General features: G+C 50.1%; 28 protein-coding genes. 4 read left to right on the forward strand and 24 right to left on the reverse strand.

Annotated elements, in window-relative coordinates:
• Positions 1-36: 36 nt before the first annotated feature.
• The 12 genes from ABID13_RS13300 to ABID13_RS13355 all read right to left on the reverse strand — a co-directional run bounded on the left by ABID13_RS13300 (position 37) and on the right by ABID13_RS13355 (position 13494).
• The gene (locus ABID13_RS13300) at positions 37-2007 is read right to left on the reverse strand and encodes a zinc ribbon domain-containing protein (protein ID WP_048930779.1); all 1971 of its coding nucleotides are present in this window, start codon (positions 2005-2007) and stop codon (positions 37-39) included.
• Positions 2008-2064: 57 nt separating this feature from the next.
• The gene (locus ABID13_RS13305; RefSeq protein ID WP_048930780.1) at positions 2065-2739 is read right to left on the reverse strand and encodes an ABC transporter ATP-binding protein; all 675 of its coding nucleotides are present in this window, start codon (positions 2737-2739) and stop codon (positions 2065-2067) included.
• Positions 2740-2877: 138 nt separating this feature from the next.
• On the reverse strand, positions 2878-3783 hold the full coding sequence (locus ABID13_RS13310) for a DMT family transporter (RefSeq protein WP_007867954.1): 906 nt from the start codon (positions 3781-3783) through the stop codon (positions 2878-2880).
• A 327-nt stretch (positions 3784-4110) separates the two neighbouring features.
• Positions 4111-4953, reverse strand: a complete 843-nt coding sequence (locus ABID13_RS13315) for a nucleoside phosphorylase (RefSeq protein ID WP_007867955.1) — start codon at positions 4951-4953, stop codon at positions 4111-4113.
• Between the two features lie 63 nt (positions 4954-5016).
• Positions 5017-5934, reverse strand: coding sequence for an ABC transporter permease (locus tag ABID13_RS13320; protein WP_007867956.1), 918 nt, complete (start codon positions 5932-5934; stop codon positions 5017-5019).
• Positions 5934-7028, reverse strand: coding sequence for an ABC transporter permease (locus ABID13_RS13325; protein ID WP_007867958.1), 1095 nt, complete (start codon positions 7026-7028; stop codon positions 5934-5936). Before ABID13_RS13325 ends, ABID13_RS13320 begins: the two co-directional genes overlap by 1 nt.
• A complete protein-coding gene (locus tag ABID13_RS13330) occupies positions 7025-8554 on the reverse strand; it encodes an ABC transporter ATP-binding protein (RefSeq protein ID WP_048930781.1) in 1530 nt (509 codons plus the stop codon). Before ABID13_RS13330 ends, ABID13_RS13325 begins: the two co-directional genes overlap by 4 nt.
• A gap of 40 nt (positions 8555-8594) precedes the next feature.
• Positions 8595-9758, reverse strand: a complete 1164-nt coding sequence (locus ABID13_RS13335; RefSeq protein WP_007867973.1) for a BMP family ABC transporter substrate-binding protein — start codon at positions 9756-9758, stop codon at positions 8595-8597.
• An 82-nt stretch (positions 9759-9840) separates the two neighbouring features.
• Positions 9841-10986: a BMP family ABC transporter substrate-binding protein gene (locus tag ABID13_RS13340; RefSeq protein WP_048930782.1), complete on the reverse strand. Its 1146-nt coding sequence runs from the start codon at positions 10984-10986 to the stop codon at positions 9841-9843.
• Between the two features lie 16 nt (positions 10987-11002).
• Positions 11003-11713 carry a purine-nucleoside phosphorylase gene (gene deoD / locus ABID13_RS13345; protein WP_045093151.1) on the reverse strand — a complete coding sequence of 237 codons (711 nt, stop codon included), beginning with the start codon at positions 11711-11713 and terminating at the stop codon, positions 11003-11005.
• A gap of 42 nt (positions 11714-11755) precedes the next feature.
• Positions 11756-12814, reverse strand: coding sequence for an S-methyl-5-thioribose-1-phosphate isomerase (gene mtnA, locus ABID13_RS13350; RefSeq protein ID WP_007867983.1), 1059 nt, complete (start codon positions 12812-12814; stop codon positions 11756-11758).
• Between the two features lie 62 nt (positions 12815-12876).
• Positions 12877-13494: a class II aldolase/adducin family protein gene (locus ABID13_RS13355; protein ID WP_007867989.1), complete on the reverse strand. Its 618-nt coding sequence runs from the start codon at positions 13492-13494 to the stop codon at positions 12877-12879.
• A gap of 255 nt (positions 13495-13749) precedes the next feature.
• Here ABID13_RS13355 and ABID13_RS13360 point away from each other — a divergent pair, with 255 nt between their 5' ends.
• The 4 genes from ABID13_RS13360 (at position 13750) to ABID13_RS13375 (ending at position 18336) form a co-directional block, all read left to right on the forward strand.
• Positions 13750-14475, forward strand: coding sequence for a GntR family transcriptional regulator (locus ABID13_RS13360; protein ID WP_007867993.1), 726 nt, complete (start codon positions 13750-13752; stop codon positions 14473-14475).
• Positions 14476-14639: 164 nt separating this feature from the next.
• Entirely contained in the window at positions 14640-15848 is a 1209-nt protein-coding gene (locus tag ABID13_RS13365) for a hypothetical protein (protein ID WP_048930783.1), read from the forward strand.
• A gap of 134 nt (positions 15849-15982) precedes the next feature.
• Positions 15983-17437 (forward strand): amidohydrolase family protein, encoded by a 1455-nt coding sequence (locus tag ABID13_RS13370; protein ID WP_197092205.1) that lies wholly within the window; start codon positions 15983-15985, stop codon positions 17435-17437.
• Positions 17438-17529: 92 nt separating this feature from the next.
• Positions 17530-18336 carry an N-acetylmuramoyl-L-alanine amidase family protein gene (locus ABID13_RS13375; protein WP_007868001.1) on the forward strand — a complete coding sequence of 269 codons (807 nt, stop codon included), beginning with the start codon at positions 17530-17532 and terminating at the stop codon, positions 18334-18336.
• A gap of 144 nt (positions 18337-18480) precedes the next feature.
• Here ABID13_RS13375 and ABID13_RS13380 read toward each other — a convergent pair whose 3' ends face one another.
• The 12 genes from ABID13_RS13380 to ABID13_RS13435 all read right to left on the reverse strand — a co-directional run bounded on the left by ABID13_RS13380 (position 18481) and on the right by ABID13_RS13435 (position 25771).
• Positions 18481-18648 carry a hypothetical protein gene (locus ABID13_RS13380; protein ID WP_007868468.1) on the reverse strand — a complete coding sequence of 56 codons (168 nt, stop codon included), beginning with the start codon at positions 18646-18648 and terminating at the stop codon, positions 18481-18483.
• A 366-nt stretch (positions 18649-19014) separates the two neighbouring features.
• Complete coding sequence (gene rplT / locus ABID13_RS13385) at positions 19015-19371, reverse strand: 50S ribosomal protein L20 (RefSeq protein WP_007868471.1); 357 nt, start codon at positions 19369-19371, stop codon at positions 19015-19017.
• A gap of 27 nt (positions 19372-19398) precedes the next feature.
• Positions 19399-19596 carry a 50S ribosomal protein L35 gene (gene rpmI, locus ABID13_RS13390; protein WP_002565216.1) on the reverse strand — a complete coding sequence of 66 codons (198 nt, stop codon included), beginning with the start codon at positions 19594-19596 and terminating at the stop codon, positions 19399-19401.
• A gap of 28 nt (positions 19597-19624) precedes the next feature.
• Positions 19625-20119 carry a translation initiation factor IF-3 gene (gene infC / locus ABID13_RS13395; RefSeq protein ID WP_040417281.1) on the reverse strand — a complete coding sequence of 165 codons (495 nt, stop codon included), beginning with the start codon at positions 20117-20119 and terminating at the stop codon, positions 19625-19627.
• Positions 20120-20469: 350 nt separating this feature from the next.
• Positions 20470-20784 carry an amidohydrolase family protein gene (locus tag ABID13_RS13400; RefSeq protein WP_007868478.1) on the reverse strand — a complete coding sequence of 105 codons (315 nt, stop codon included), beginning with the start codon at positions 20782-20784 and terminating at the stop codon, positions 20470-20472.
• A 10-nt stretch (positions 20785-20794) separates the two neighbouring features.
• A complete protein-coding gene (locus ABID13_RS13405; protein ID WP_330376802.1) occupies positions 20795-21034 on the reverse strand; it encodes a DUF3100 domain-containing protein in 240 nt (79 codons plus the stop codon).
• Positions 21035-21163: 129 nt separating this feature from the next.
• Positions 21164-21535, reverse strand: a complete 372-nt coding sequence (locus ABID13_RS13410) for a hypothetical protein (RefSeq protein ID WP_242849290.1) — start codon at positions 21533-21535, stop codon at positions 21164-21166.
• Positions 21519-21611 carry a LysR family transcriptional regulator gene (locus ABID13_RS13415; protein ID WP_242849291.1) on the reverse strand — a complete coding sequence of 31 codons (93 nt, stop codon included), beginning with the start codon at positions 21609-21611 and terminating at the stop codon, positions 21519-21521. Before ABID13_RS13415 ends, ABID13_RS13410 begins: the two co-directional genes overlap by 17 nt.
• 92 nt (positions 21612-21703) lie before the next feature.
• Complete coding sequence (locus ABID13_RS13420) at positions 21704-22018, reverse strand: DUF1540 domain-containing protein (protein ID WP_007868484.1); 315 nt, start codon at positions 22016-22018, stop codon at positions 21704-21706.
• Between the two features lie 96 nt (positions 22019-22114).
• Positions 22115-23731 (reverse strand): hypothetical protein, encoded by a 1617-nt coding sequence (locus ABID13_RS13425; RefSeq protein ID WP_048930785.1) that lies wholly within the window; start codon positions 23729-23731, stop codon positions 22115-22117.
• Positions 23728-25137: an MATE family efflux transporter gene (locus ABID13_RS13430; RefSeq protein ID WP_045093154.1), complete on the reverse strand. Its 1410-nt coding sequence runs from the start codon at positions 25135-25137 to the stop codon at positions 23728-23730. Before ABID13_RS13430 ends, ABID13_RS13425 begins: the two co-directional genes overlap by 4 nt.
• Positions 25130-25771 carry a nucleotidyltransferase family protein gene (locus ABID13_RS13435; RefSeq protein ID WP_045093155.1) on the reverse strand — a complete coding sequence of 214 codons (642 nt, stop codon included), beginning with the start codon at positions 25769-25771 and terminating at the stop codon, positions 25130-25132. Before ABID13_RS13435 ends, ABID13_RS13430 begins: the two co-directional genes overlap by 8 nt.
• Between the last annotated feature and the right edge of the window lie 17 nt (positions 25772-25788).

Below are 25788 nucleotides of genomic sequence, written 5' to 3' on the forward strand. Positions count from 1 at the left end.
GCCTTAGCCGTATTTACCGCAGCTGCCTTAGCCGCCTTAATACATCGGTACATCCAGCTGTCCTGCCAGACCCATCACGCCGAATACCATTTCCATCAGCACATTGTTCCAATCCTGCTCCGTGGCTGCCAGCACATCCAGGGGCTCACCCTCCAGAGGCGTTACTTCACTGCTCAGAGGTCTGCTGTACACCTCGCCGCTGAGGACCACATTCATGGTATTGTCCATGGCCGCGATCTCCAGTGAATCGATATCCATGTGGAAATTCTTGCCCTTTTCCAGCTGATCCATCACGCCTGTGGCGGACATCTTAAGGATCTGGGAACCTTCGCCGCCCACTTCCACACCTGCATGGTAGCTTCCGTCTGCAGAATCATAAGTTCCTGTGTACATGAAATTGTAGTTGGCATCCTCCGGAAGTCCGATATCCACGGACAGGTCACAGGTCAGTTTTTTGCCGTCATAGGTTCCCTGCTTTAAAAGGTCCACTGTCACTGTGTCTGTGGCATCCTCCAAAACAACACTGCCCGTCAGATTCTGCGTCAGATAGGCTCCGCCCTGAAGCTCTAACTTAAAGTTAACTGCCACGTATCCGTCTTCCACGCCTGGTTCATCTTCCACGTACAGGTTCGTGCTTCCGTCCACTGCGGCAAGGTTTCCGCTCTTGTCAACATAAACTGTCATCTGCACATCTGTCAGTGACTTCTCCAGATATGTGATCATTTCGTCCACAGTTTCCTTGACCTCATCATAGGTCTGCTCCTGCATCTCCTGTGCAGACACGGAACCGGCTCCTGTTACAGCGCCGCCCATCAGCTCGCTCATTCTCACGGTGGCTTCCAGCTGCTTTAAGTAATCACCTTTCAGGGTCTCATCCTGCAGGAAGAAATCAGAAGATGTGCGCAGGAACTCGATCATGGAATCCTTGCTGATCACAACGTCATACCCCTGGCAGCTGACCTGTGCGCCGTTCATGGTGTAGGTACCCTTGTCCGCCTTGGTAACGGTGAGAGCCGCCTTGAAGTTGTCCTGTGCCTTGCAGCCTTCCTTATAACGGTTCATAAGGGCTTCGATATCAAATGGAGCTTTTCCCTCCTCCTCAGCCTTCTCGACTTCATCGATCAAGTCTGTAAAATATCCTGCCAGGCCATCCACATCCACGCCGCTGTCAGCCAGCATAGGGCCGATGGTGGGTGAGTTCTTAATGCGGTCCGCCAGTCCTTCTCCCAGATCCACGGTAAACACCTTGCTGCTCAGCTCGGGGATCGCCATCATCAGGGTATCATCGCCATAGTAAGCATCAAAATTGGCAAGATCCATTCCGTTGTAGATCACACCCATGTTAAAGGCGTTCCGGTTGTTGGTCCTGTCTTCCCTGCCCTCCAGGCGCAGTCCGCTGCCTGCAAAAGCATTCACACTGGGATCCGAACAGCTGTCCATCTTAAGGGTCATACCGCTTTCCCTGTCTTCTTTCAGTGCCGTGTCGGCAAAGTCCTTAAAGCCGAACAATTCCTCTGACGGGAACACCTGGCCGTCCTTGTAAATGTTTTCAAAAGCATCAATCACTACCTGCTTTGGATCCTTTGCCGTCATCTTTACATATGCCAGTGCTGCTGCGGCAGCAACAAATACAATGGCAATGACTGCAAAAAGGATCTTCATGAATTTCTTATTGGGGCCCGGCTCACCGGCTGATGTCTGAACCGGCTGGGTATCTGCCGGCTGTACAGTCTGGTCTTCCACTGTTGGCGGCTGGTCTTCTGCGGCCAATGCCTGCTCTGAGCCCGCGCCTTGTGCCGCTGTTTCTCCTGCGGTCTCTGCCACTGTTTCTCCTGCAATTTCTTCTACAATCTCTGTCTCTCCTGCAGTTTCCTCTGCAGTCTCTGCCCCTGTTTCTCCTGCGGTCTCTGCCTTTGTTTCCTGGCCTTCGCTGTCCAATGGAGCGCCGCACTGGGTACAGAATTTCACTTCATCCCCGCACTCCGCTCCGCATTTTGTGCATTTCATTCTTTTTCTCCTCCCTTGCATCGGGTCCATGCATATTCTGCATGTCCTGTTGTATTTCTATCGAAACTGGCTGATCAGCTCATTGGCCGACAGACCATTTTCAATCTTTGTCAAGCGGCCCTGCCTCAACACATGCATCTGTGTGCACAGAGCCAGTTCGGCCAGTTCATGGGAAGTCAGCACCACCGCACCGCCTCCTGCCATATACTTCCGAAGGTAATTCCTGATCAGTTCCTTGCATTCCAGATCCAGGGCAGCCCCCGGCTCATCCATGATCAGCACAGGCGCATGGTTGGACAAAGCACAGGCAATACTGACCCTCTTTTTCATTCCTCCTGAAAGCTTTCCGGCCGTGCGGTTTAACATCTTATCCACCCCCAGCATGGCGGCGGCTCCGTTTTTCAGATCCTCTTCCATTCCCTTCCTGCTTCCCCTGTACCACAAAAGCAGGTTGTCCCTGACCGTCAGTTCTTCCATCAGAGGATTCTCCTGAGGCACATAGGCGGCCTCCTCGGCAAACACCCGAGGACGTCCCACCGCCTGTCTGCCGTTAAATACAATACTGCCCTTGTCCGCCTTTAAGGCTCCTGAGATAATTGACAAAAGAGTGGTCTTTCCACAGCCGTTATATCCCACAATTCCTACACAGTCCCCCGGTTCTACCGTTAGTTCCACCCCCTCAAGGATGACTTGCCTGCGATAAGATTTGCATATTCCTGATATTTCCAGCATTGTTTTAGACCACTCCTGATGTTCGTTAAAATTGTAACTCTATTTTTCAGTGTAGCACAAATCCGCACTGATTGCAAAATAATAATTATTACGGTTTTTTAACAGGCTTCTTAATATAGAGGTTGATGGCTGCCTATTTTACTTTTCCTGAGCAGCCAGGCTGTTGCCGATCATTCCGGCCACGATCACCGCAATGCCGGCCAATCCGGCCTTGTCGGGCACACCGTCCTGCAGCAGGAAGATACCGCCCAGCAGGGTGAATACCACTTCCCCGCACTGCGTGGCTTCAACCACTGCCAGCTGCCTTGGATTGTGCTTTACCATATCCGTTGCCCGAAAGAACAGCACGGTGGCGATCACACCGGAAAACAGGGCCACACACAGCGACTGCATCACCTGTCCCCTGCCGGGAAGCCCGGACCTTACCGCTGCCCAGAGGGACAGCAGAAGCCAAAAGGGCATGCTGCAAAGAGTCATTCCAAACACCCTTTTGATGGTTGACATGGATGGAGGGCAGCACGCCATCATCTTCCGGTTTCCCAGGGGATAGGAAAATGCCGCAACCAGGATGGGAACCAGGGTGAGGAACACGGTTCCTCCATCGGCCCGTTTCAGATGGGGAACCTGGAGCAGGAAGATCCCGGCCAGGATCAGCAAGGACCAGGACAGGTTCCTGACCGGTATCCTCTTTCCAAAAAGAGGGGTCAAAAGCACGCCCGCCACAATGGTCAGCTGCCATGTGGCCGCTGCCAGCCAGGACTCCCCAAACACAGACCCAAAGGTCAGCGGCGCGTAGAACAATCCGAATCCCACCGTACTCCACAGCACCCATTCAAACGGGCGCAGGCATATCTCCCTCCAAACCTCTGCCATCGCCCCCTTCTCCCTGGCCAGCATCAGAACCAGCATGGGAAGGGTGAACAGATAGCGCAGACAGGCTGCCCACAGCCAGTACCCTCCTGCAAGGTTCATGCTCCTGTTCAGTATAAAGGTAAAAGCGAAAAAAAATGATGCCAATATACCATAAAACAAAGCTTTTTTCATACGGTCTTCCTCCTGATATGGTCTATCTCCTGCTTTTGCAGAACCATGTGTATCATGGCAGAGCCTGTTCCCATAGGGACTGCTTTCCGCAGACTGAAAAAGACCCTGGGCATCCTGCTGTTCCAAGGTCTCACGTTTTAACAACTCAGGATATTGTACCTCAGATCGGGCGTTGATGCAACCAGTTCTTAGGAGCCATATGTCCATACCTCACCGCCATGCCATATGGTCACAAAAGGCATGGAGAGCCGGCGGCCCCTGAGGGCCATGTTGTCTCCATGCCTATTGGATTTCCTGTTGCCGTGGCAGATAGGGTTTTACCACGTACTATTTAATAAGAGACAGGGAAATATGCGCTTTTCCCTTTTCCTTTTTCTTTTTATCCCATTCCCATAGAAGCTGCATGGCCAGGTTCGCCACTTCCAGGTTATGATCCACCGTGCTGTTGTCATACTGGAAGGAATTCTCCACCCGGTTGGCCACCACGGTAAAAATAGCGCCTGCACGCATTTTGTAAAGGGAGCTGATGGTGAGGACGGTCGCTGCCTCCATCTCGAAGTTAAGTACTCCGGCCGCCTGCATATCCGGCAGCAATGTCTTCATGAAACTCTGGCTGTATCCGTTGTGCCCCGGACGCCCCTGTCCGCAGAAGAAGGAGGAGGCCGTGTATCCAATTCCCACATGGTAGGTATACCCCAGCTGCTCCGCCGCCTCGATCAATGCCATGGTCACCTCGTGGTCAGCCACGGCCGGATAGGAATTGGTCACATATCCATCGCTGGTCCCTTCCTTTCTTACCGCTCCTGTGCAGATGATCAGATCGCCCGGTTTGATATAGGTCTGGATTGCTCCGCAGGTTCCCACACGGATCAGTGTGTCACAGCCGACTTCCGCCAGATCCTCTAATGCACTGGCCGTTGAACCGCCGCCTGCCCCTGTGGAACAGGCAGAAATGTCCATGTCCCCGATCTTTCCCGTATAGGTCACATGCTCCCTGTAGTCTGCCACAAGGTGGCCGCTGTCCCACATCCGGGCAATTTTCCCCACCCGTTTGGGATCACCGGGAAGCAGGCAGTAACGGGCCACATCCCCCTTACCGCACTGGATATGATATTGTTTGCCGTCCTTATCCGTTGGACGGGATGCATTTTCCCACTCGTTGTTTGTCATATGTCTGTACTCCTCCATTACCATTCTGTTCTCAATATGATCTGTTCCAATATCTGTGCCGTATCAAGTCTCCACATGCTTGCCCACACCTGCCGGTGCCTTGCCTCCCTTTAATCCAAAGGTAATGACAAGCAGGGTAAATACATAGGGCGTCATCATAACCAGCTGGGATGGAAGGATGCTCTGGAAAATGGTCTGCAGGGAATCAAAAAATCCAAAGAAAAGGCTGCCGCCCAGCGCACCCACCGGGTTGTACCTTCCGAATGCATTGATAACCACGGCAATGTATCCTCTTCCTGAAGTCATATCTTCCACAAACAGGTTCATCTGTCCCAGGGACAGGTAGGCCCCGCCCAGTCCGGCAAAGGCGCCGCTCATGGCCACTCCGAAATACTTGTAAATACGGACATTCAAGCCTACGGTGCTGGCCGCCTGCGGATTTTCACTGACCATTCTCATCCGCAGCCCCAGGGTCGTCTTATATAAGAAGATCCAGCTGACAATGACCAGAAGTATGGTCAGGAAAAACAGTATGTTCTGGGCTCCCAAAATCCTGCCAATCACAGGTATCTTCTGGAGTATGCCCCAGTTTGGCTTTGCGAATGCCGCCACGCTCACAGACTTTCCGCTCATGCCAAAGATAACGTTCAGCAAAAGAGGCGTCACGGCGCTGGCCAGCAGGTTTACGCACATTCCGCTGATGGACGCGTTTACCTTGTAAGAAATATGCATGACTGCGTGAAGCATGGAAAAAACAGCGCCGAACAGGATGCCGGTCAAAAGCCCGATCCACGCATTTCCTGAGATCCAGGAACCCAACACCGCAAAGAAGGAGCCTGCCAGCATCATACCTTCCAACCCCAGATCACTGACACCGGCCCGCATGGAAAAACAGCCTCCCATGGATGCCAGGATCAATGGCACGGAACTGCGCAGGGTGGACGCTAAAATGGAATATACCAAATCTATATTAAACTGCATCAGCTTTCACCTCCGTAAGATTCCTGTTTCTCCTTCTTAAATTTATGTACCTGTTTCAAGATAGCCTGGATCAGTGCCGGCGCCGCCACAAAGATGATGACCAGAACCTGGATCACATCCACGAACTCCACCGGTATGGACGTGGTCCTGTTCAGTGTGATGGTACCCGCCTTCAGGATTCCGATCAGGAATGCCGAAAGGATAACCCCCACCGGACTGTAGGCTGCCAGCGCTGCTACGGAAATGCCCGCAAATCCATAGCCGGAAGAAAAGCCCTCAATAAACCGGTAATTGACTCCCAGCACCATGGCCGCTCCCCCAAGGCCTGCCACTGCTCCGCTCAGAGCAAATGTGGTCAGGTATGTTTTGGGTACAGAGATACCGGCAACCTTGGCCGCCCTCAGGTTCAGGCCCGTCACTTGTATCTCATAGCCAAAAACGGTCCGGTCCAGCATGAACTGCAGCAGTATGGCTACAATGATCACCACAAAAATAGCGATTGTCAGCTGGGTCTGGGGAATCAGCTTCACCAGCTTGGCGCTGTCCGCGATACGCTCCGTCTGTCCCACACCGCTTCCCGGGGGTTTTAAAGGCCCGTTGGCCAGGTAACTGGTAAACAGCTGGATGATCTCATTTAACATCAAGGTCATGATGATCTCATTGGCTCCGAATTTGATCTTTGCAAGGGCTACAAAAAATGCCACTGCTCCTCCTGCCACGATCGCCGCCAGCAGGGCCAACGGCACATGGATAACGCCCGGCAGGTTTGTGATATAAGCCCCCACCAGCGCGGCCGCCATGGCCCCTGCATAGAGCTGTCCTTCCGCTCCTGTATTGATCATACGCACCCGGTAAGCCAGGGCAAAGGAAAGTCCTGTAAACATGATCGGTGTGGCCTGGCTCAGTGAAAGTGCAAATCCCTTGACCGTTCCCAGGGACACGCCGAAAATAGCTTTATAGCTTTCCAGCGGTGAATATCCGCTGATGCCGATAAATATCATTCCTAAAAGGAGGGAGAATACTAAAGCAAAAAAGGAGTTGATGAAGGAATTTTTCATGGCTGTCCTTTTTGCGCTCTTCATTTGTTCGTTCATGCCTGCACCTCCTTTTCCACCATGGTATGGCCGCCGGTCATCAAAAGTCCCATTTCAACCTCATCCAGTTCTCCCGGCATGCTTTCTGATACGATCTCACCTTCGTAGATCACAAGGAGCCTGTCGCTTAAAGTCCTCACCTCATCCAGATCCGCGGAGATCAGCAGGATAGCTGCCCCCTGGTCCCTGAGTTCGATCAGCTGGCTGTGTATATATTCCATTGCCCCTATATCCACCCCTCGGGTTGGATGGGCAATGATGATCGCTTTCGGATCCCTGCTGAATGCCCTGGCAATGATGATCTTCTGCTGGTTGCCCCCTGACAGGGAACTGACCGCAGCCTCCACATTGGGTGCCTTGACCTGGAATTTATCCTTCAGCTTCTGGGCATACCGGAATATGGATTTTTTCTCCAGCAAGCCACTCTTCCTGCAAAAGTCCGATTCCCGGTGATACCCCAGAATCATGTTGTCCATAATGGACATCTCTTTTACCAATCCCATGGACAAACGGTCCTCTGGAATATGTCCGATGCCGTCCTGAAGGAAATCCCGGCAATTGCCCGTAACTTCTTTTCCATTCAGGGTCATTTTCATGGATTCCGGTTCCCTCAGTCCGGTCAGGGCCTCGATCAGCTGGCTCTGTCCATTTCCCTCAATACCCGCGATCCCCAGGATCTCACCGTGGCGGATATCAAAGGACACGTCTTTTACTTTTTCCTGTCCGTCTTCCTTTACGGTCAAATGTTCCAGATGAACACACACTTTCCCGATGTGCTCTGCCGGGCGCCGCTTCTGAAGATTGACTTCCCGGCCTACCATCATCTCCGACAGCTGTTTGGTGGTCACGTCCGCCGGGTTCACATCATCCACCACCAGGCGGCCGTCCCTAAGAACCACAACTCTGTCCGCCAGCGCCTTTGTCTCCTTCAGCTTATGTGTAATGATAATGATACTCTTTCCCTCATCTCTCAGCCGTTTCAGGATCACAAACAAGTCATCCACTTCACTCGGCGTCAGGACTGCGGTAGGCTCGTCCAGTATGATCACATCCGCCTTACGGTAGAGCACCTTAAGGATCTCCACCCTTTGCTGCTCTCCCACGGACAGCTTTTCCACCTTCACATCAGGATCGATGTTAAAATGGAACTGGGATATCAAATCCTTTACCTGCTGCCTTGCCTTTTTCATATCCAGGAACTTATTCTTGCTGGGTTCACTTCCCGCTATGATGTTTTCCGTGACCGTGAATGCCGGCACCAGCATAAAATGCTGGTGCACCATACAGATCCCTTTTTCAATGGCATCCACCGGCTTACGGAACCGGATGGGCTCTCCCCGGTAAAAGATCTCACCGGAACTTTGCGGTGTCATCCCGTACAATATCTTCATCAGCGTGGTCTTTCCCGCGCCATTCTCTCCCAATAGCGAAACGATCTCCTGCTCATGAAGCGTAAAATCCACTGCGCTGAGAGCCGTTGTTCCCGGATAGATCTTTGTTATCTTCTCCATCCGTATCAGTTCCATCTTTTGTCACCTCCGAATCTGCTGCCGCCTTCTGCTGATATTACTGCTCCAGATGGTTCTCCTTTGCCCAGTCATCGATCTGATCCAGGTCGGTAGGAAGAACCAGCTTGCCGTCAGCGATCAGCTGTCTGGTATCATTCAGAATTTGTGTAACATCATCAGGGATCTGTACATCCAGTCCCTCTACATCATAGTCGCAGATTCCTTCCGGAATACCCACCATCTTGGAGCCGGGTGCCCATGTTCCGTCTGCCAGCATACCGATCTCTTCTACGATAAACAGCCAAACCTTTTTACAGGAAGTGCTCAGGCTGTGTTTTGGATCTACCATGGCCAGGGAAGTTCCGATAACATAACGGTCAGTCTCTTCCGCTGCATAGAAAACACCCTGTGTGGAGCTTCCTGCGTTGGCGCTGACAATATCTGCGCCTCTCTCATACATAACAAGCGCCAGTTCCTTTGCCGTTGCCGGATCGCTGTAGCCTCCGATAAAATTGGTCAGTACTTCCACGTCAGGATTGGCATATTTGGCGCCTGCAATAAAGCCTGCTGCCTGTCCTCTGGAGGTAGGTGTGTCCATAGCGATACAGAAACCAACAATATTCTCAGGATTGCTTAATGGGAATCTGTCATCCTTTGTTGCAAGTCCTGCCAGTACGCCGGAAAGGAAATGCTGATCCGGGTAAGCGGCTGCCAGACAGTTGATGTTGTCAAATCCCTCGATCACCGTATCCAGCATGCAGAACTTCTGGTCCGGATAGTCCTCAGCCACCATCTGAAGTGCATCGGCCTGCTCGGTGCTGATAGCGATAATTACGTCATACTCAGCTGCGTCCGCATACATGCGCAGCTGGGTCTCAAATTCCGAAACATCCTTTGGCTCACAGTAGTCAAAGCTGCATCCGTATTGTTCCACGGCCATTTCACATCCCTGGTATACCTCATCATTATAACCATTGTCTCCCAAACCGCCTGTGCCGAAAATAACGGCAAACTTAATGTCGCTTCCTGCCTTTTTCTCTCCCTCAGCCTCCTGGGACTGTGCCTGGGTATCCTTTTCAGCCTCTGTCTTACTCTCCTTTGGGGCCTCTGTCTTTGTTTCCGGCGCATTTGTCTGGGGAGCGGATGTTGTCATCCCGCATCCTGACAAAAGGCTTATCCCCATTGACAGTACCAACGCACAGCTTAAAATCCTCTTTTTCATCTTCGTTTTCCTCCATTATTACTCTTAAGTATATTTTCAATTGCCTCCATCAGATATTTCAGGTCGGCCAATTGCACATGTATTATGGATTTAGATGGTTTTCTTTCGCCCATTCTTCCACCTGATCAATATCGGTCGGAAGCACCAGTTTACCATCTGCGATCAACTGCCTTGTATCATCAAGGATTTTTGTTATATCATCAGGAATCTGTACATCCAGCCCCTCAACATCATAATCACAAATTCCTTCAGGAATGCCGACCGTTTTTGAACCAGGCGTCCAGGTTCCATCTACCAACATTTGAATTTCTTCAACAACAAACAACCATACCTTTTTACATGAAGTACTCAGGCTATGCTTTGGATCTGCCATAGCTAAAGACGTTCCTATCACATATCGATCTTTTTCTTCTGCCGCATAAAATACACCTTGTGTCGAGCTGCCGGCGTTAGCGCTTACAATATCCGCGCCTCTTTCATACATAACCAAAGCCAATTCCTTCGCTGTGGCCGGATCTCCGTAGCCTCCAATATAGTTAGTTAAGACTTCTACGTCTGGGTTGGCATATTTTGCACCTGCAATAAAGCCAGCTGCCTGTCCTCTGGAAGTAGGCGTATCCATTGCAATACAGAATCCCAAAATATTCTCCGGATTACTCAGAGGAAATCTGTCATCCTTTGTTGCCAATCCAGCCAGAACGCCGGAAAGAAAATGCTGATCCGGGTAAGCTGCAGCTAGGCAGTTAATATTATCATAACCGTCTATAGCGGTATCAAGCATACAGAACTTCTGATCCGGATATTCCTCCGCTACCATCTCCAAAGTATCTACCTGATCCGTATTGATGGATATAATAACATCATAATCCCCTGCATCCGCATAGCTTCGCATCTGGATTTCCACCTCGGATACATCCCTGGTTTCTACATAGTCAAAGCTGCATCCAAATTTTTCAACCGCCATCTGGCAGCCCTTATATACCTCATCATTGTATCCGTTATCTCCGAGAGCTCCGAAAATTACAGCAAATTTAATATCACTTCCATCTTTTCCCGTTTCTGTCTCCTGCACTGTTTCATTTTCTTCTTTTACATTTTCAGATGTCTCCGGCTCCGATACCTGAGTCTCTTGATTTTCTGGTGCCTGAGAAGAGCTTGTCTTTCCACAACCGGATAAAAGAGACATACTTAATGAAGCAATCAAAACTCCACACAAAATCTTTTTCATTGAAATTCCTCTTTTCTTAGACCATTTCCAATGCAATTTCCATCATGTTGGTAAAACTGTTCTGTCTCTCCTCTGCAGTTGTCTTTTCTCCGGTAACAATGTGGTCGGACACTGTCAGGATACCCAGTGCATTTTTCCCGGCCGCCGCTGCCACAATGTAGAGGGCTGCTGTCTCCATCTCCACACTTAGGATTCCCATATCCTTCCACTTAAGCTGACAGTCATCTGCCGGATAGAACACATCCGTGGACAGTACATTGCCCACGCGGTAGCCAACCCCCAGCTTTTCTGCGCTTTCTACAGCCCTGCGCAACAGGTCATAAGATGGAATGGCTGAAAATGTGCCTGAAAGATGGAACTGGTTAATATAAGGAGTGTCATAGCAGGCGCCCATGGCAATGATGACATCCTTCAGTTTCAGATCCGGGGCCAGCCCGCCCGTGGTCCCCACACGTATGATATTTTCCACATCATACAGACGATACAGCTCATAGGCATGAACCGCCATGCTGGGTGCACCGATGCCGTGGGCCATTACAGATACAGGTTTTCCCTTATAAGTGCCTGTATAGGCATACATACAGCGTATTTCGTTGATCTTCACCACATTGTCCAGATAATTTTCTGCGATATACTGGGCACGCAGCGGATCTCCGGGCATGAGTACGGTTTTTGCAAATGCTCCCGGCGCAGCTCCAATGTGATGGGTTGGTGCGGTTAATCCCATAAATTGTTCCTCCTCAATTCTTTCATTTGTTTCTGACTCTGTCTATCTCTTTAGTTTTGCCAGATTTTCTATGTATGGAGCACGGATAACGCCGGCCTCTGTGATAATGCCGCTGATCATCTCATTGGGAGTCACATCAAATGCAGGGTAAAGCGCTTCTGTATTTTCTGATGTGATCAGCTGGCCGTTCAGGTGGGTCACTTCGCTTCCCGGCCTGAATTCCACCTCCAGATCCATACCATGCTGTAAGGTAAAGTCAATGGTGTGGGAGGATGTGGCCGTATAGAACGGCACTCCGTTTTCTTTGGCAGCCACAGCGTGCATATAAGTTCCTATCTTATTAATTAAATCCCCGTTGGCAGCCACCCGGTCAGATCCCACTACCACCTTCTGTATCCTGCCCAGCTTCATCAGATATCCTGACATATCATCTGTGATCAGCGTATGAGGAATCCCGAATTTCTCCAATTCATAGGCAGTGATCCTGGCTCCCTGCAGATACGGCCTTGTCTCACAGGTAAAGACATGGATCTTCTTACCCTGTAAAAATGCGGTCCTGATAACGGAAAGCGCCCTTCCGCCGAATCCGGAACCGGCCAGTGCACCGGAATGACAGTGGGTGAGAATCGTATCCCCATCCTCGATCAGCTCTGCACCGTTCTTTCCCAGCTGCCGCTCGAACGCCAGCTGCTCTTCCAGGATATCACATGCCCTGTCCTCAAACAGTTCCATGAACCCGCTGTCAGGACAATTCTTCACAAAGGCGATCAGACCGTCCACTGTCTTCATTAAATTAACTGCTGTCGGCCTTGTAGCCTTCAGTTCCAAGCCTGACTGTATGACCGCACCGCGGTCACCTCTGGTATTCATGGCTTCCAGAAGCATTCCATACACGCCTGCGATTCCGATTGCCCCTGAACCTCTGATGGACATTACTTTGATCGCTTCGGCAAGCTGGCTTACCTTCCGCAGTTCCACCACCGGTGCCTCCTTAGGCAGCTTCAGCTGATCCACCATACACAGGTGATCCTCCTCTGCCCAGATAGGCAATAACAGGCCTTCCCCTTTCCATTCCTGTGTTAATTGCTCTAATCTTTTCAATGTTTTCTCCTATCTGATCCTTTCGTTTACTTCCGCTTTCTTAATGTTTTATCCCCGGGACATCACACCTGAAAAAGTTCCCTGAATTTGTCCCTGTTTACCGCTACCTGCACCTGGATGCAAGCCTGTTTAGCAGTCTGCTCAATCAGATCAACCACGTTGTAGGCCGCTTCCAGAGATGGACCCACCGCGCATACGCCATGTTCCTTCATCAGAATCCCCTTGCTTTCCGGATGATCCCGGAATGCATCGATCACATACCGGCGCAGATCTTCACTGCCCGCAGGAGCTGATTCGATAAACGGCACATGACCCACAACTTTTCTGGCTGTAACTGATGTGAAGGGAAGTTCAATATTATTGTTGGCCAGCGCGATCGAATAATTTGGATGGCAGTGGATAAAGGCGTTCATTTCAGGACGAAGTTTGAGAACACCTAAATGGAAACCCGCTTCTTTGGACGGCTTGCCGTCTCCATATACCACATTGCCCTCCATGTCCACAATCAGAACATCTGCGTCTGTCATGACCCGCATGTTCACTGCAGTCTTCTTGATCGCGACTAATTCTGTTCCCGGCACACGGCAGCTTAAGTTGCCCCCTGATGCCTGAGTATACCCTTTTTCATAAATATAATGGCAGAATTCTGCCACTTCCTGTCGGACCGCTCTAAAATCCATCTATTTTCTCCTCCTGTTTTTTCATCTCGTTGGACGTCCAACCACTCGTGTTAATGTTATGATAACATAGCAATTTTGCTATGTCAATTGTATGGTTTATATTAAAAGTTATTGATACTTTTAGTTGTTTTTCACAAATAAACTCCCATTTTTTTCCATCTCTTTCATGCACTCTATCTTGACAAATGATTCTTTTCTACGTTATACTCAAAATGCGGTGATCACCGCGATATCATTCAAAGGAGTATGAAATTCATGAAGCTGACAAACAAAACCCTGTCCGCACAGGTTAAAGAAGCGGTATCCGATATGATCCGTAAATCTGAGTTTATGGATAAACTGCCTTCCGAACAGGATCTGGCCGCTCAATTAGGGGTCAGCAGAAATACAGTCCGGGAAGCATTGAAAGGACTTGAGAATGAAGGCCTGGTCATATCCCGCCACGGGATCGGCACGTTTGTTACACGCTATAACGGCAGCGAAAATATCCGTTACAATATCTCAGCTTTGGACAGCACCACAAAGATCATCTCGGAACACGGCTATGTGCCCGGTACCCAGAGTGTGTTTGTGGATGTACGTATGGCCGGCCCTGAGATATCCAAACGCCTGGGCAGCGATACCCCTGTGAAGATTCTCTACATTGAGCGTGTCAGGACTGCCGATGACACTCCCATCGTATTTGTGGAAGACTACATACCATATGTGGATGGAATGCTGGAGGATTTCTCCTCCCATGCCATACCGTCCCTATTCCAATTCATCAACCGCTATGCACCGGTCTCCTTTGCAAACTGCTCGATTCACGCGGTGCTCAGCGACAAACGCCAGATGGATAAGCTGTCCCTGACAGATCCGAAAGCGCTGCTTTTGCTGCAGCAGATCCACTATTCCTCCAAGGGAAATCCCATCTTTTATTCTGACAGTTATTTCATCACCGAGAAACTGGAATTCAACCTGATCCGGCGGTGCGTGGAATAGACACGGATGAGAGGTCCGGATTAAAAGCAAATGCCGGATTTTTTATTTTGTATATTGACAGTGCGGATTTTTTTTGCTAGATTGGTGGTAGGACGACCACCGTGTTAGATATTTTAAGAGACGTTAAGGAAACTTGGAGTCCCCCATGCAGGGGGGCTCTCATCATGGAGAGAGGGTTACATATGACGAACTATCTTTATCTACAAAGTATGCTTCAAACAGGTCCTGAACTGGCTGAGAAGGCCAGGTCCTTATTCCAGTATCTTTCTGAAAAAACAGGTGATCAATTTGTATCGGCACCCGCAGAAGCTCTCACAAGAGAGCCTGTCTCTATCGTTTACGTGGCTTCCGGCGGTACGGCGGGTGCTTTTAAAAATGCCCTGCCCTATCTAAAGGAACCTATTATCATCATTACCAGCGGGAGCGACAATTCCCTGTCCGCATCCATGGAAATGATGACCTATCTGGCAAACCACAAGATAAAGGGAAGGCTTCTCCACGGCACGCAGGAGGAACTGGCTTCTGACTTTGAACATGTCATGCGTGCCGCAAACGCGAAACATTCCCTTCAGGGAATGCGGCTGGGCCTGATGGGCGCTCCCTCAGACTGGCTGATCTCCACGGATGTGGATTATGATGCCCTTGCTGAGAAAACCGGCATTCAGGTTGTAGAGATCGGAATGCCTGAACTTCTGGAAGAGATTGCAAAGAAATCCTATCCGGACAATGATTCCTGCCGTGCCCTTCTGGCGCAGGATTTTGATAAGGATCAGATCACACAGGCGCTGGAGATCTATGGCGCTTTCAAACGTCTGGTGGAACGGTATGACCTGGACGGTTTTACCGTACGCTGTTTTGATCTGCTCACAGCGGTAAAAAATACAGGATGCCTGGGCCTGGCCCTTTTGAATCAGGAAGGTATCTACAGCGGATGCGAGGGTGACCTGCCTTCCCTGATCTCCATGGCAATCCTCGGTCAGATCTCAGGGCAGCCCGTATTCCAGTGCAATCCCTCCCGTGTGGACAGACACAAGGATGAAATCATATTTGCCCACTGCACATTGCCGTTAAATATGCCGGTGCGCTACCATCTGGACACCCATTTTGAGTCAGGGATCGGTGTGGCCGTGGCTGGAGATATTCCCAGCGGCAAGGCAACTGTATTCAAGGCAACCGGACTGCTGGAGCGCTGCTTTATCTCCGGTGCGCAGATTGAGGAGAGCCTTCACGAATGTAATCTCTGCCGCAGCCAGATACGTCTGCACTGTGACGCAGGAACCGGCCATTTCCTGAATACCCCTGTGGGCAACCACTATCTTGTATGCATGGGCGACTGGTCCGAGAGTCTCCGTGAATTTTTCACAATGTTTTAAGGCTGTTATACGACCATTTTAAGACTAGAGCGCATTAAAAAATTGCTTTCCGTCAGATGTGCGTCACACTTTGTGAGAGATTTGACTCCGGGATCTGTCCCCATAGGAACTTCCCGATTTTGGAGGAACGTAATATGATACTTGCCAATGGCAGACGAATACAATTTCACAATGCGGATATCACCTTTCAACGAGGTGATATCCGCATTCTCAATCATCAAATCGCAGAAGTGGGCACCCGCCTGACTCCTGCTCCGGGAGAGACCTATATGGATCTTAAGGGTGACTATGTGCTTCCCGGAATGGTAAACAGCCACTCCCATTCCTACACCAATCTCCTGCGGGGCACATCATACGGGGAGCCGCTGGAGATCTGGTCCTCAGACACGGTTGCATTGGGCGGCCTGCTCTCAGAGGAGGACATGGTTCTCTCCACCTCTCTGGGTATCTGCGAAATGCTTCACAGCGGGGTCACCTCCTGTGTGGATCACCTGCCCCATCTGTCCACGGCAGCAGCTGCCGCCGCTGTCTATCAGTCCAGTGGATTCAGGGCTGCTCTGGCACCCATGATGCATAACAAAAAAGACAGCCAGATCTTATGCGGTCTGACACCGCCTGTTTCAGCAGTCCCTTCCCCCTCCCCCTTTTTGCCGGTCCCTGCATATATGGAATACTACGAGGATTTTATAAAGCGGTTTCACCATCCAGAGGGAACGGTCCAAGTAATGGCCGGCATCAATTCTCCCCAGCGGGCAGACGAGTCCCTTCTGAATGCGGCCTCTGATCTGGCTGCCAGACACGGACTTGGCATCCACTGCCATCTTTTAGAGACCCGCTGGCAGCAGGCTTCTGCCAGGGAAAGCGGGATCTCCCCGGTCTTTCTTATGGACCGCTGCGGCCTGCTCACCCAAAAAACCTCCCTTGCCCACTGTGTGTGGCTGGATGATGAGGAGATAGCCCTTGTGGCCCAACGGGGATCCATACCAGTTTCCAACCCGGCCAGCAACCTTTTCCTGGGCAGCGGCGTTTTCCCTCTTAACAAGTGGATGGACTTCCATGTCCTGCCCGCTCTGGGATCAGACGGCGTAAACTGCGGCACGGATCACAGCATTCAGGAGATACTGCGCCTGTTTCTCCTCCTCCAGCGGGGACAGACCCCTGATTACCGCAGATGGCCGGGAGCAGCCGATGCTTACCGCATGGCAACGACCCGGGGACTGCAGGTTCTTGGAAAAGCATCCTCGCCATCTGAACGCAGGGATACCCAAAGCAGTCCCATCCAAACAGGCATGGACGCTGATCTTGTGATCATTGACCAAACATCCTTACTGCCTGTTTCCGATTCTGCCATTGCCAACCAGCTGCTGTTCCACAACCATCTACAGGCAAAACACGTGCTGATCCACGGCAGGTTTGTTCTGGAATCAGGCGTTGTCACCTGTCTGGATGAAAAAGGGCTCCGGGCAGAGACCGTAAAACGCCTTCCCTATCTGGCCGGACGCTATGATGAGGCGCTGAAAAAGGCCGGGATGGAGAAGCCCCTGTTCCGGCAAGGTTATGGAAGAATCTGGAACCTAGAAGAAGAATAATCCTTGAATACTTCCCTCCGGTCCGATAGATGTGGTATTTTTCCCCCACAGGTAATATAATAGAAACACCAAATGTAAAAAGGAGGAGTTGTATGAAAATCCGTAAACGAATCTTCGCAGGTCTGGGAGCAGCTGCCCTGGCAATGATGATGTCATTTCCCGCCCTGGCATCCGGATGGCAGCAGAATGACTCAGGCTACTGGTATGAACGGGAAGACAAGTCATATCCGGCCGGTACATGGGAACTGATCCAGGGGAAGTGGTATCTCTTTGACCAGAATGGGTACATGCTGACAGGATGGCGGCAGGTAAACGGTATCTGGTACTATCTTGACCCAAACGGCGCCATGGTAAGCAACACCACCCTGACCATTGACGGTGTGCCTTACACCTTTGACAGCAATGGCGCCATGGTGGAGAATACCCTTGGTGAAGTGACTCTCGGCCGCTGGGAAGGTTCTGTCTTTATCAATGACTGGTCTAATATCCGGCTTACCCTGCCCCAGGGATTCATTAATTTTGACTCTGATTTCATGACTGATTTCTCAGATTCCGAAGCTGTGGTGGACATGCTGTCCATGAAAAACAAGAACTGTGCTGTCATGGTCTTTTACACAGTCAACACAGACGGGGATGATATGGACCAGATGACAGCTTTCCTGAACATGTTCTATGGCGGCTCCACTGATATGGACGGCCTGGGGAGGATCGATACCGTTAAAGTGGGTGACCTTGAATATCTCCGGTGCTTTTTTTCAGCCTCCCAGGAGGATCCCCAAACCGGCTACCTGTATATACGCAACCTTGGCAGCCACTACAGCGTGATCGCCACCATATCGGACACGGACAATCTGCCTGTCATCGATTCCGTCCTGTCCACCCTGACAACGGCCCATTAACCTTGCGCCAATCTTTTCACCATCTTTATCCTATATTCATTTGTTATTCATAATCATTTGATACATTATATAGTGTATAAAGCTTAATTGCTTTTTCATTATTCTTTTTCATCGGGACCGGCGGAAACTGCCGGTCCCATTTTGTTACTTTCCCCGTTCTTCCTGTATCTTTTTCCAAATAACTTCAAACTCATCCGGAGCCGGCTTGGGAACGGCATCATCCGGGATGTGTTCCTTGGCCCATTCATATTCTCTTAAAAGTTCCTCTTCGTCAGGTTCCTCCGGTGGTTTGTCCTTTTGTTTTTTCTCCATGGCCTATATCCTCCTTATACAGCCATTGTACGACTTTAAACCGGAAAGTGTATGTGGTATATTATGGTATTTATTATGTAAACCGCCGGGAGAGTCATTAATGTCCTTACTCGGGCAGCCGGGAGGGAGGGCCATTCGTTCTGAATCTTGACAGAAAGGATGGTTGCTTATGAGTACATATGAGGAGTTTCAGCTTATATTAGGCGTTGCCTTATTAATCATTGCAATCCTGAACATAAAAAATAAGTAAGCCGCCCTGTTCCTTGGCCGGATGGGCGACTTACTATATTCAGCCCATTGCAAATTCAATTAAACAGGCATCAAAAAACCTCGTAAAACCAATGTTTACGAGGTTATATAAATATATTAAGCAATTTTGGACTTAGCCAGTTCAGCTAACTTTGCAAATCCCTCTGCATCATTGATAGCCATATCGGACAGAACCTTACGGTTTAAATCCACCTCAGCCAGCTTTAAGCCGTACATGAACTTGCTGTAGGACAGACCATTGATACGGGCTGCTGCGTTGATACGGGCAATCCACAGCTGTCTGAACTGTCTCTTTCTCTCTTTTCTGCCTGCGTAGGAGCTGGTCAGCGCACGCATAACGGACTGCTTTGCTACTCTATACTGTTTGGAACGGGCGCCTCTGTAGCCCTTTGCCATCTTTAAGACTCTATTGTGTTTCTTCTTTGCATTTAAACCGCCTTTAACTCTTGCCATCGGTATTTCCTCCTTCTACAATTCAACTTACAGATATGGTAAAATCTTCTTCATTACCTTTGAGTTGGTAGCATCGGTAACGATATCTTTTCTAAGATTTCTCTTTCTCTTAGTGGACTTCTTAGTTAAGATGTGAGACTTGTAAGCTTTATTGCGGACTAACTTACCGGTTCCTGTCTTTTTAAAGCGTTTTGCTGCTGCTCTGCTGGTTTTTAACTTTGGCATTTTAATTTCCTCCTTAAAACTTTCTATTTTAACGTTTTGCAGTTAAAAACATTACCATGCTTCTTCCTTCTACTTTGGAGGGCTTATCGACCACTGCAATATCTTTAAGACTCTCAGCGAAATCATCCAAAATATACTTGGACTTGAACATATGGGCCATCTCACGGCCACGGAAACGAAGGGTTACCTTCACTTTGTCGCCCTTTTCCAGAAACTTTCTGGCAGCCCCTACTTTGGTATTCAGGTCATTGGTATCAATGTTGGGGGACAAACGAACTTCCTTTATTTCGATTACCTTCTGTTTTTTCTTGGCTTCTTTTTCTTTGCGTGCCAGTTCATAACGGTATTTCCCGTAGTCGATAATCTTACATACCGGCGGCTTCGCGGTAGGTGCGATCTTAACCAGGTCCAGTTCTGCTTCCTGAGCCATCTTCATCGCATCCTTCAAAGGCAAAATGCCTAACTGCTCTCCGTCTTCACCAATCAGTCGTACTTCTTTATCCCTGATTTGTTCGTTAATCATTAAATCGCTAATAGTCGTACACCTCCATAATAATTCATAATGTTTAGGAATCAGCACACCCCGGCTTCGCTCCCCAGGGCAAAAAATAAAGCGGACAGTCAAACCATCCACTCTAACACACATAAAATCATCTGCTGCTCCATCTCCCACAAGGGAAATGCCACAGCACATCATTCCATCTATGAACCCAGGTCACTTACTCGTGCCAGGGTGAGGCGGATACCTGCTTTCCTGTCAGTCGTTCTCACAACTTATATTACATTACTATATTTGAGGAGATTTGTCAACTGTTTTTTTGAAATTACATTTACTAAAGCATACACCTTAAAGCATACACAGAAGAAACGGGCTTAATACGCCCGTTTCACGATCTCCTCCATATGGATCTGAGCCTCATGCCGTATCCTCTCCTCGTCCAGGGTGAGGACCTCCCTGTTTTTCATGACGATCCTTCCATTGATAATGGAGTCCGTCACATCATGTCCATTGGCCGCCTCCACAATGGTGTTAATAAGGTTCTGTGTCGGGGTCAGGTGGGGCTGGTCAATATTCAAAAGGATCACATCCGCTTTTTTTCCTTCCTCCACGGTTCCCAGGACATCTTTCTTTCCCAGGGCGCAGGCTCCGCCCAAGGTCGCCATTTTCAAAAGGGTGGGGCAGGGCATGACCACCGGATTAAAGGAGGGAGGCAATTGGCAGGGAAATGAAAATGGTCCCCAGGTTGCCGAACTCCTGAAGGATCAGCGCCGGGCCAACGGCTGCCAGCTTTGCCAGGTTGGCTCCTGCGGAAACTCCCATCTTGGCCATAAAGGGTGCCAGTGCCGCCAGCACCAGGCTGCCTCCCAGTTTGGACTCTCCCTGATTAAACAGCCTGATGGCATCCGGCCCCAGGATTCCCCCAAGTTTCTTCTTAATTCAAGATAAATTGTAACGGTTCAGGACATCCGGTGTGAAACCGGGTGCAAAAACTGTTACGATAAATCCATCATATCACAAGCCTGCAATGTGCTGTAGACAGAAAAAAACGATGGAAACCCATCGTTTTTACTGATACTCCCGCCTATAAAGACTTACCTTGTCCGCCAGGCCCCGCACACAGCCGTGTATAGCGCTGCAGCGGCCGCGTAGTTCCTGCATCATTTGGCCTTTGCTCTGCTCTGCCAGGAAAATGATCCCCAGGTCTGCCAGCCCCTTCTCCACCTGCTCAAACACCTCAGATGTCTTACTCTCCCGAAAACCAACGTGATATTCCTCTGCCTCCACTGACTTAAGGATGGACACAAAGGGATCCATCCCGCAGATATGGTGCTGGGCGGATACATAGAGCCCGTGGTTATTTTCCTTCCTGCCCTCATACCGCTCATCCAGATAGTACAGGCGGTTTAAGATCCCCTTAAACTCAATGAGAAGCTGCAAACAAGCGCTTGGCCGCCTCACTGATCGAGCCAGAGTCAGCCACCGCAACAAAATACTTCATCTGCTGTAATGTCATAATCCCTTATCTCCCCTTGTCCTTTTCCTTCCCCTCCGCCCGTCCCACATGGAAACAGGGGATACCCCTGAGCCACGGCATCCCCTGCATCCCTATCTTGCCTTAAATGTATTGCACTTTGTCTCTGCACAATCACAGGCCCCATCCCCGCTGATGTCAATGCGCTCAGCAGAACAGCGGTGCTCCTCATTGTAGACACATTTAACAGCATCACATGCGATCTCAAGCCTTGTCTCAGGAGTCTTGAACAGGTTGGTAAACCTGGCGCCCTTGTTTTCGTCAAAGCTTGCACAGCATGTCTGTTCGGATGATTTAGCCTTGTTTCCGTCCACGGCAATGGCAGCTTTACAGCAGCAGTTGTCCGCATTGTGCACACAGTTCTTTACACTACATTCCAGCTTAGTCATAATCCCATTCTCCTTTTCACCGTTTAAAAATTTAAAGGAACCTTTGCCTTAAAAACAGGCACAGGTGCTTAACGCACAGAGATAGTATGTACTAAGTTATAATTTTTGATTCATGGTGCGAAGGGCTTCAATGCAGCTTCCCTCCGTGCCGTCCATGGCGTAAAGCTCGCCCTGGGTCACAAAGGTAAACACCTGGATATCATCTACATAAACCGTTCCGCCTTTTGCCTCAATAGAGAAATCAGCCGCATGGCAGTTGGTAAAATTAATATCCACGATCCTGTTTTTTCCAACCTCCACGGTCCTGGTCTGGGTTCCTGCGCGGATGGTCAGTTTACATTTCCTGTCTCCTTCTACCTTAAAACGCACATGGGTATCATCTCCCGTGTTTCCCGTCATACGGTTGCCGATATTCTGCTGGATTCCTGATCCGTCCTTGAGCATAGCCATCTTGTTTCCGTCCCGTTCCGCCACGGAACTGTCTCCGAAAAACCGCCAGCCCTCCTGTCCCAGGCCAAACTGGGCATTATAAAGTTTGTTGTCCCCGTAATCCCGATAGGTCCATATCCCATAACCCATGGTCATATTTTTTAAAACAGGCACCACGCCTTCCAGGTACAGGGCCTTCTGGTCGTCACGCAGCTGGGCATTGTGCTCAAATCCCACGGTGTTATCCGTGAACAGGAACTGGTCCACATAGATGGGCTTTCCTCCGCTATACACATGAAGCCGGTTCAGGAATACAGGGATCTTATCCAGGGCTTCCTCTGCGGTGACCCGCTCATGTTCATTGATAAATCCCATGGGCAGGCTGTACATGGTGCTTGTGTACGCCGCATCCCCGGAAGGAAAGGTGGAGGAATGCATAAATCCCTCCTGACTCCCGTCCCCGTGGTCCACCGGGTCCACATCCAGCCTTACCTCCATGGAAAGGCCGGGGAATACGGTCTGGCTCTCAGCCATAAGGTCATTTAAAAACTGGTCGTAAAACTCATAAAACACCTTTCTTGCATAGGAATCCTTTTCAGGAAAATACAGGTCGTCATAGGATTCCAGGGAGTGGTCATACATTTCCTCCAGTTCTTCCAAGGTGTAGTTTTGCTCCGCATAGTCCGTATAACCGCACTGACGGGCCATTTTCTTACCGCTGCTTCCCTTTCCCAGGGATGCGCTGCTGTCGGTAAAATTCCAGAAATCCTCCCAGGTGAGAAAGCCACCGCAAAAATTTTCATGGGACACGGCCCGCTCGTAAAGGCGTCCCACATATTCCAGCCAGGCAGACCGCATGTTCTTGTCATACATTAGTCCCCTGTAGCGGTTCAGCACATTGTCGCTGCCATAATAATCCCAGGTATAACCTACCCGCAGCATAACGCTCAGATCCTGGTCTGCAGCAGTCTCCATGACCCGGTCCAGCTTGTCCCATGCATAATCATTATAGGTACAGGGTGCGGTTTCCGGCTGAAACTCCCTCCAGGGCACTACCAGTATGATATTGTTAAAACCGTCAGCCGCAATCCGGGCCAGTTCCTCCTCCATGTGGATGCTCTCACTGTTCCAGAAATTGATGATCCAGTCATCGGAATAATAAGTGGCTGACTTTAGATATCCCGCTTTCCCCGATGCATGGTCCTCGGCCCTGGCAAATCCTGTGGCAAACAGAAAGGCAGCAGCCCCCAAAGCAGCAGCGGTCCTCAGCATTCCATTTCTCATTGGTCTGTCTTCTCCTTGTTTTGTTTTAACTCCGGCCATACGGTGAAAAGCATGGTGCCAAAACAGGCAACGCCTCCGATAAAGTTGGATATAGGCTCTGCCATCAGTATACCCGTTGTTCCCAGACCAAATACAGTGGGCAGCATCAGGATCAATGGTATCACAATAATCACCTTACGGAAAATGGAAAAAAACACGGCCTTTTTAGATTTCCCCAGTCCTACAAACACGGCCTGTCCCGAGAACTGAAGGGACATCATAAAAAATCCAAAAAAGTATACGCGCATGGCCGGGATACCGGCCTCCACCAGTTCCCCTTCCCTGTTAAAAATACGGATAAAAAATTCAGGACACTCATGGACAAACAGCCACATGATCACCGTATATATGATACAGGCCATGGAGACGAACACAATGGATTTCCTGACCCGTCCATACTCCCCTGCCCCGTAATTAAAGCCCATCACAGGCTGGGAACTGTTGGTCATACCATTGACAGGCATGGAGATCACCTCCCGCACTGAGTTGATCACGGTCATGATCCCCACGTACAGATCCCCGCCAAACCGCTGGAGCATGGCATTGTACATGACCTGGACCGAACTGTTGGTGATGGCCATGGTAAATCCCGACATTCCCAGCCCCACGATACGCAGAATACGTCCGCCCTCCAGCTTCATGGCGGAAGGTCTCAGTTTCAGAATGGCCCTCTTTCCCGTGAGGAAGGTGAGGATCCATATGGCGGATAGGCATTGGGACAAAATGGTTGCCAGGGCAGCTCCCCTGACTCCCATGTGGAATACAAAGATAAAGATGGGATCCAGAATGATATTGGTAATGGCTCCTAACAGTACGGTCATCATCCCCACGGTCCCGAATCCCTGGGAATTGATAAAGCTGTTCATCCCCAGACCGGTCATGACAAAGATATTGCCCAGAAGATAGATGGTTATGTAGGAATCCGCATAGCTGATGGTTGCATCGCTGGCGCCAAACAGGTACAGCATGGGGCGTTTGAATATCAATCCCAGTATGGTGAGAAGGATACCCACTGCCACCATCATCACAAAGGCATTACCCATAATGGCCTCTGCCTCCTTTTTATTGCCCCTTCCCCTCTCAATGGAGCACAGGGGCGCGCCGCCCATACCGAACAGGTTTGCAAAGGCAATGACCATGGAGATGATCGGAAGGCAAAGGCCCAGCCCTGTAAGGGACAGGGTGGCGTTCTCAGGGATCATGCCAATGTAGACCCGGTCCACGATATTGTACAGCACATTGATCAGCTGGGCCAATGTCATGGGAAGGGCCAGCTTCAGGATATTGCTGATCACACTTCCCTTTGAAAAATCATTTTCCTTTTTTGCAGCCTGTGGTTTTTGGCCTTCTTCTATCACATCACTCATTGTTCCACCGCTTTCCTGCCTGCATTTTCCCCGGCTGCTCCTGTTCCCGGTCCAGATCTGCCTGCACATCAATATCCTTTAATTCATTCTCGGAAACCTCCATGGACCACACGTCCATGGGATGTTTCTTCATGATCACGCTGCCACCCTTATCTCCCCGGAGCGACAGCAGTTCCTCCCTGTACAACCGGGAAAATGCTGCAGGATTTCCTCTCTTTCCCATACTGCACACACATCCCATGCCAAAACCGCTTTTTATAAAGCCACGGACAAATTCCGTCAAAGTAGCGCTTTTCATATAGGGCTGGTCAGCCACAAAGAAGAGGAATATATCCCCGTCCTCTCCCCCCGCCTCTGTCCCCAGCCGCAGGGATGCCGTAATCCCCTCATCACTGGCGCCATTGTACACGGTCTCAAGTCCAAGGCGCTCCCCGTCCTCAAGGATCTTCCGGTACTGGCTCACCACCACCAGGCGGACCTGGTGCCCGTCCTCCTGCCTAAGCCTTACGGCCGTTTCCATCAGGCATTCCAGGCCATGGCGGTACAGCGGCTTTCCCTCCAGGGGTACATACAGCTTATTGGCCCCAAACCGTTTTCCAAAACCGGAAGCCATAAAAACAAATGAAAGATTCATATAGATCCCCCCGCACA

The organism is Enterocloster citroniae (genome assembly GCF_040545455.1).
GTDB classification, from domain to species: Bacteria; Bacillota; Clostridia; order Lachnospirales; family Lachnospiraceae; genus Enterocloster; species Enterocloster citroniae.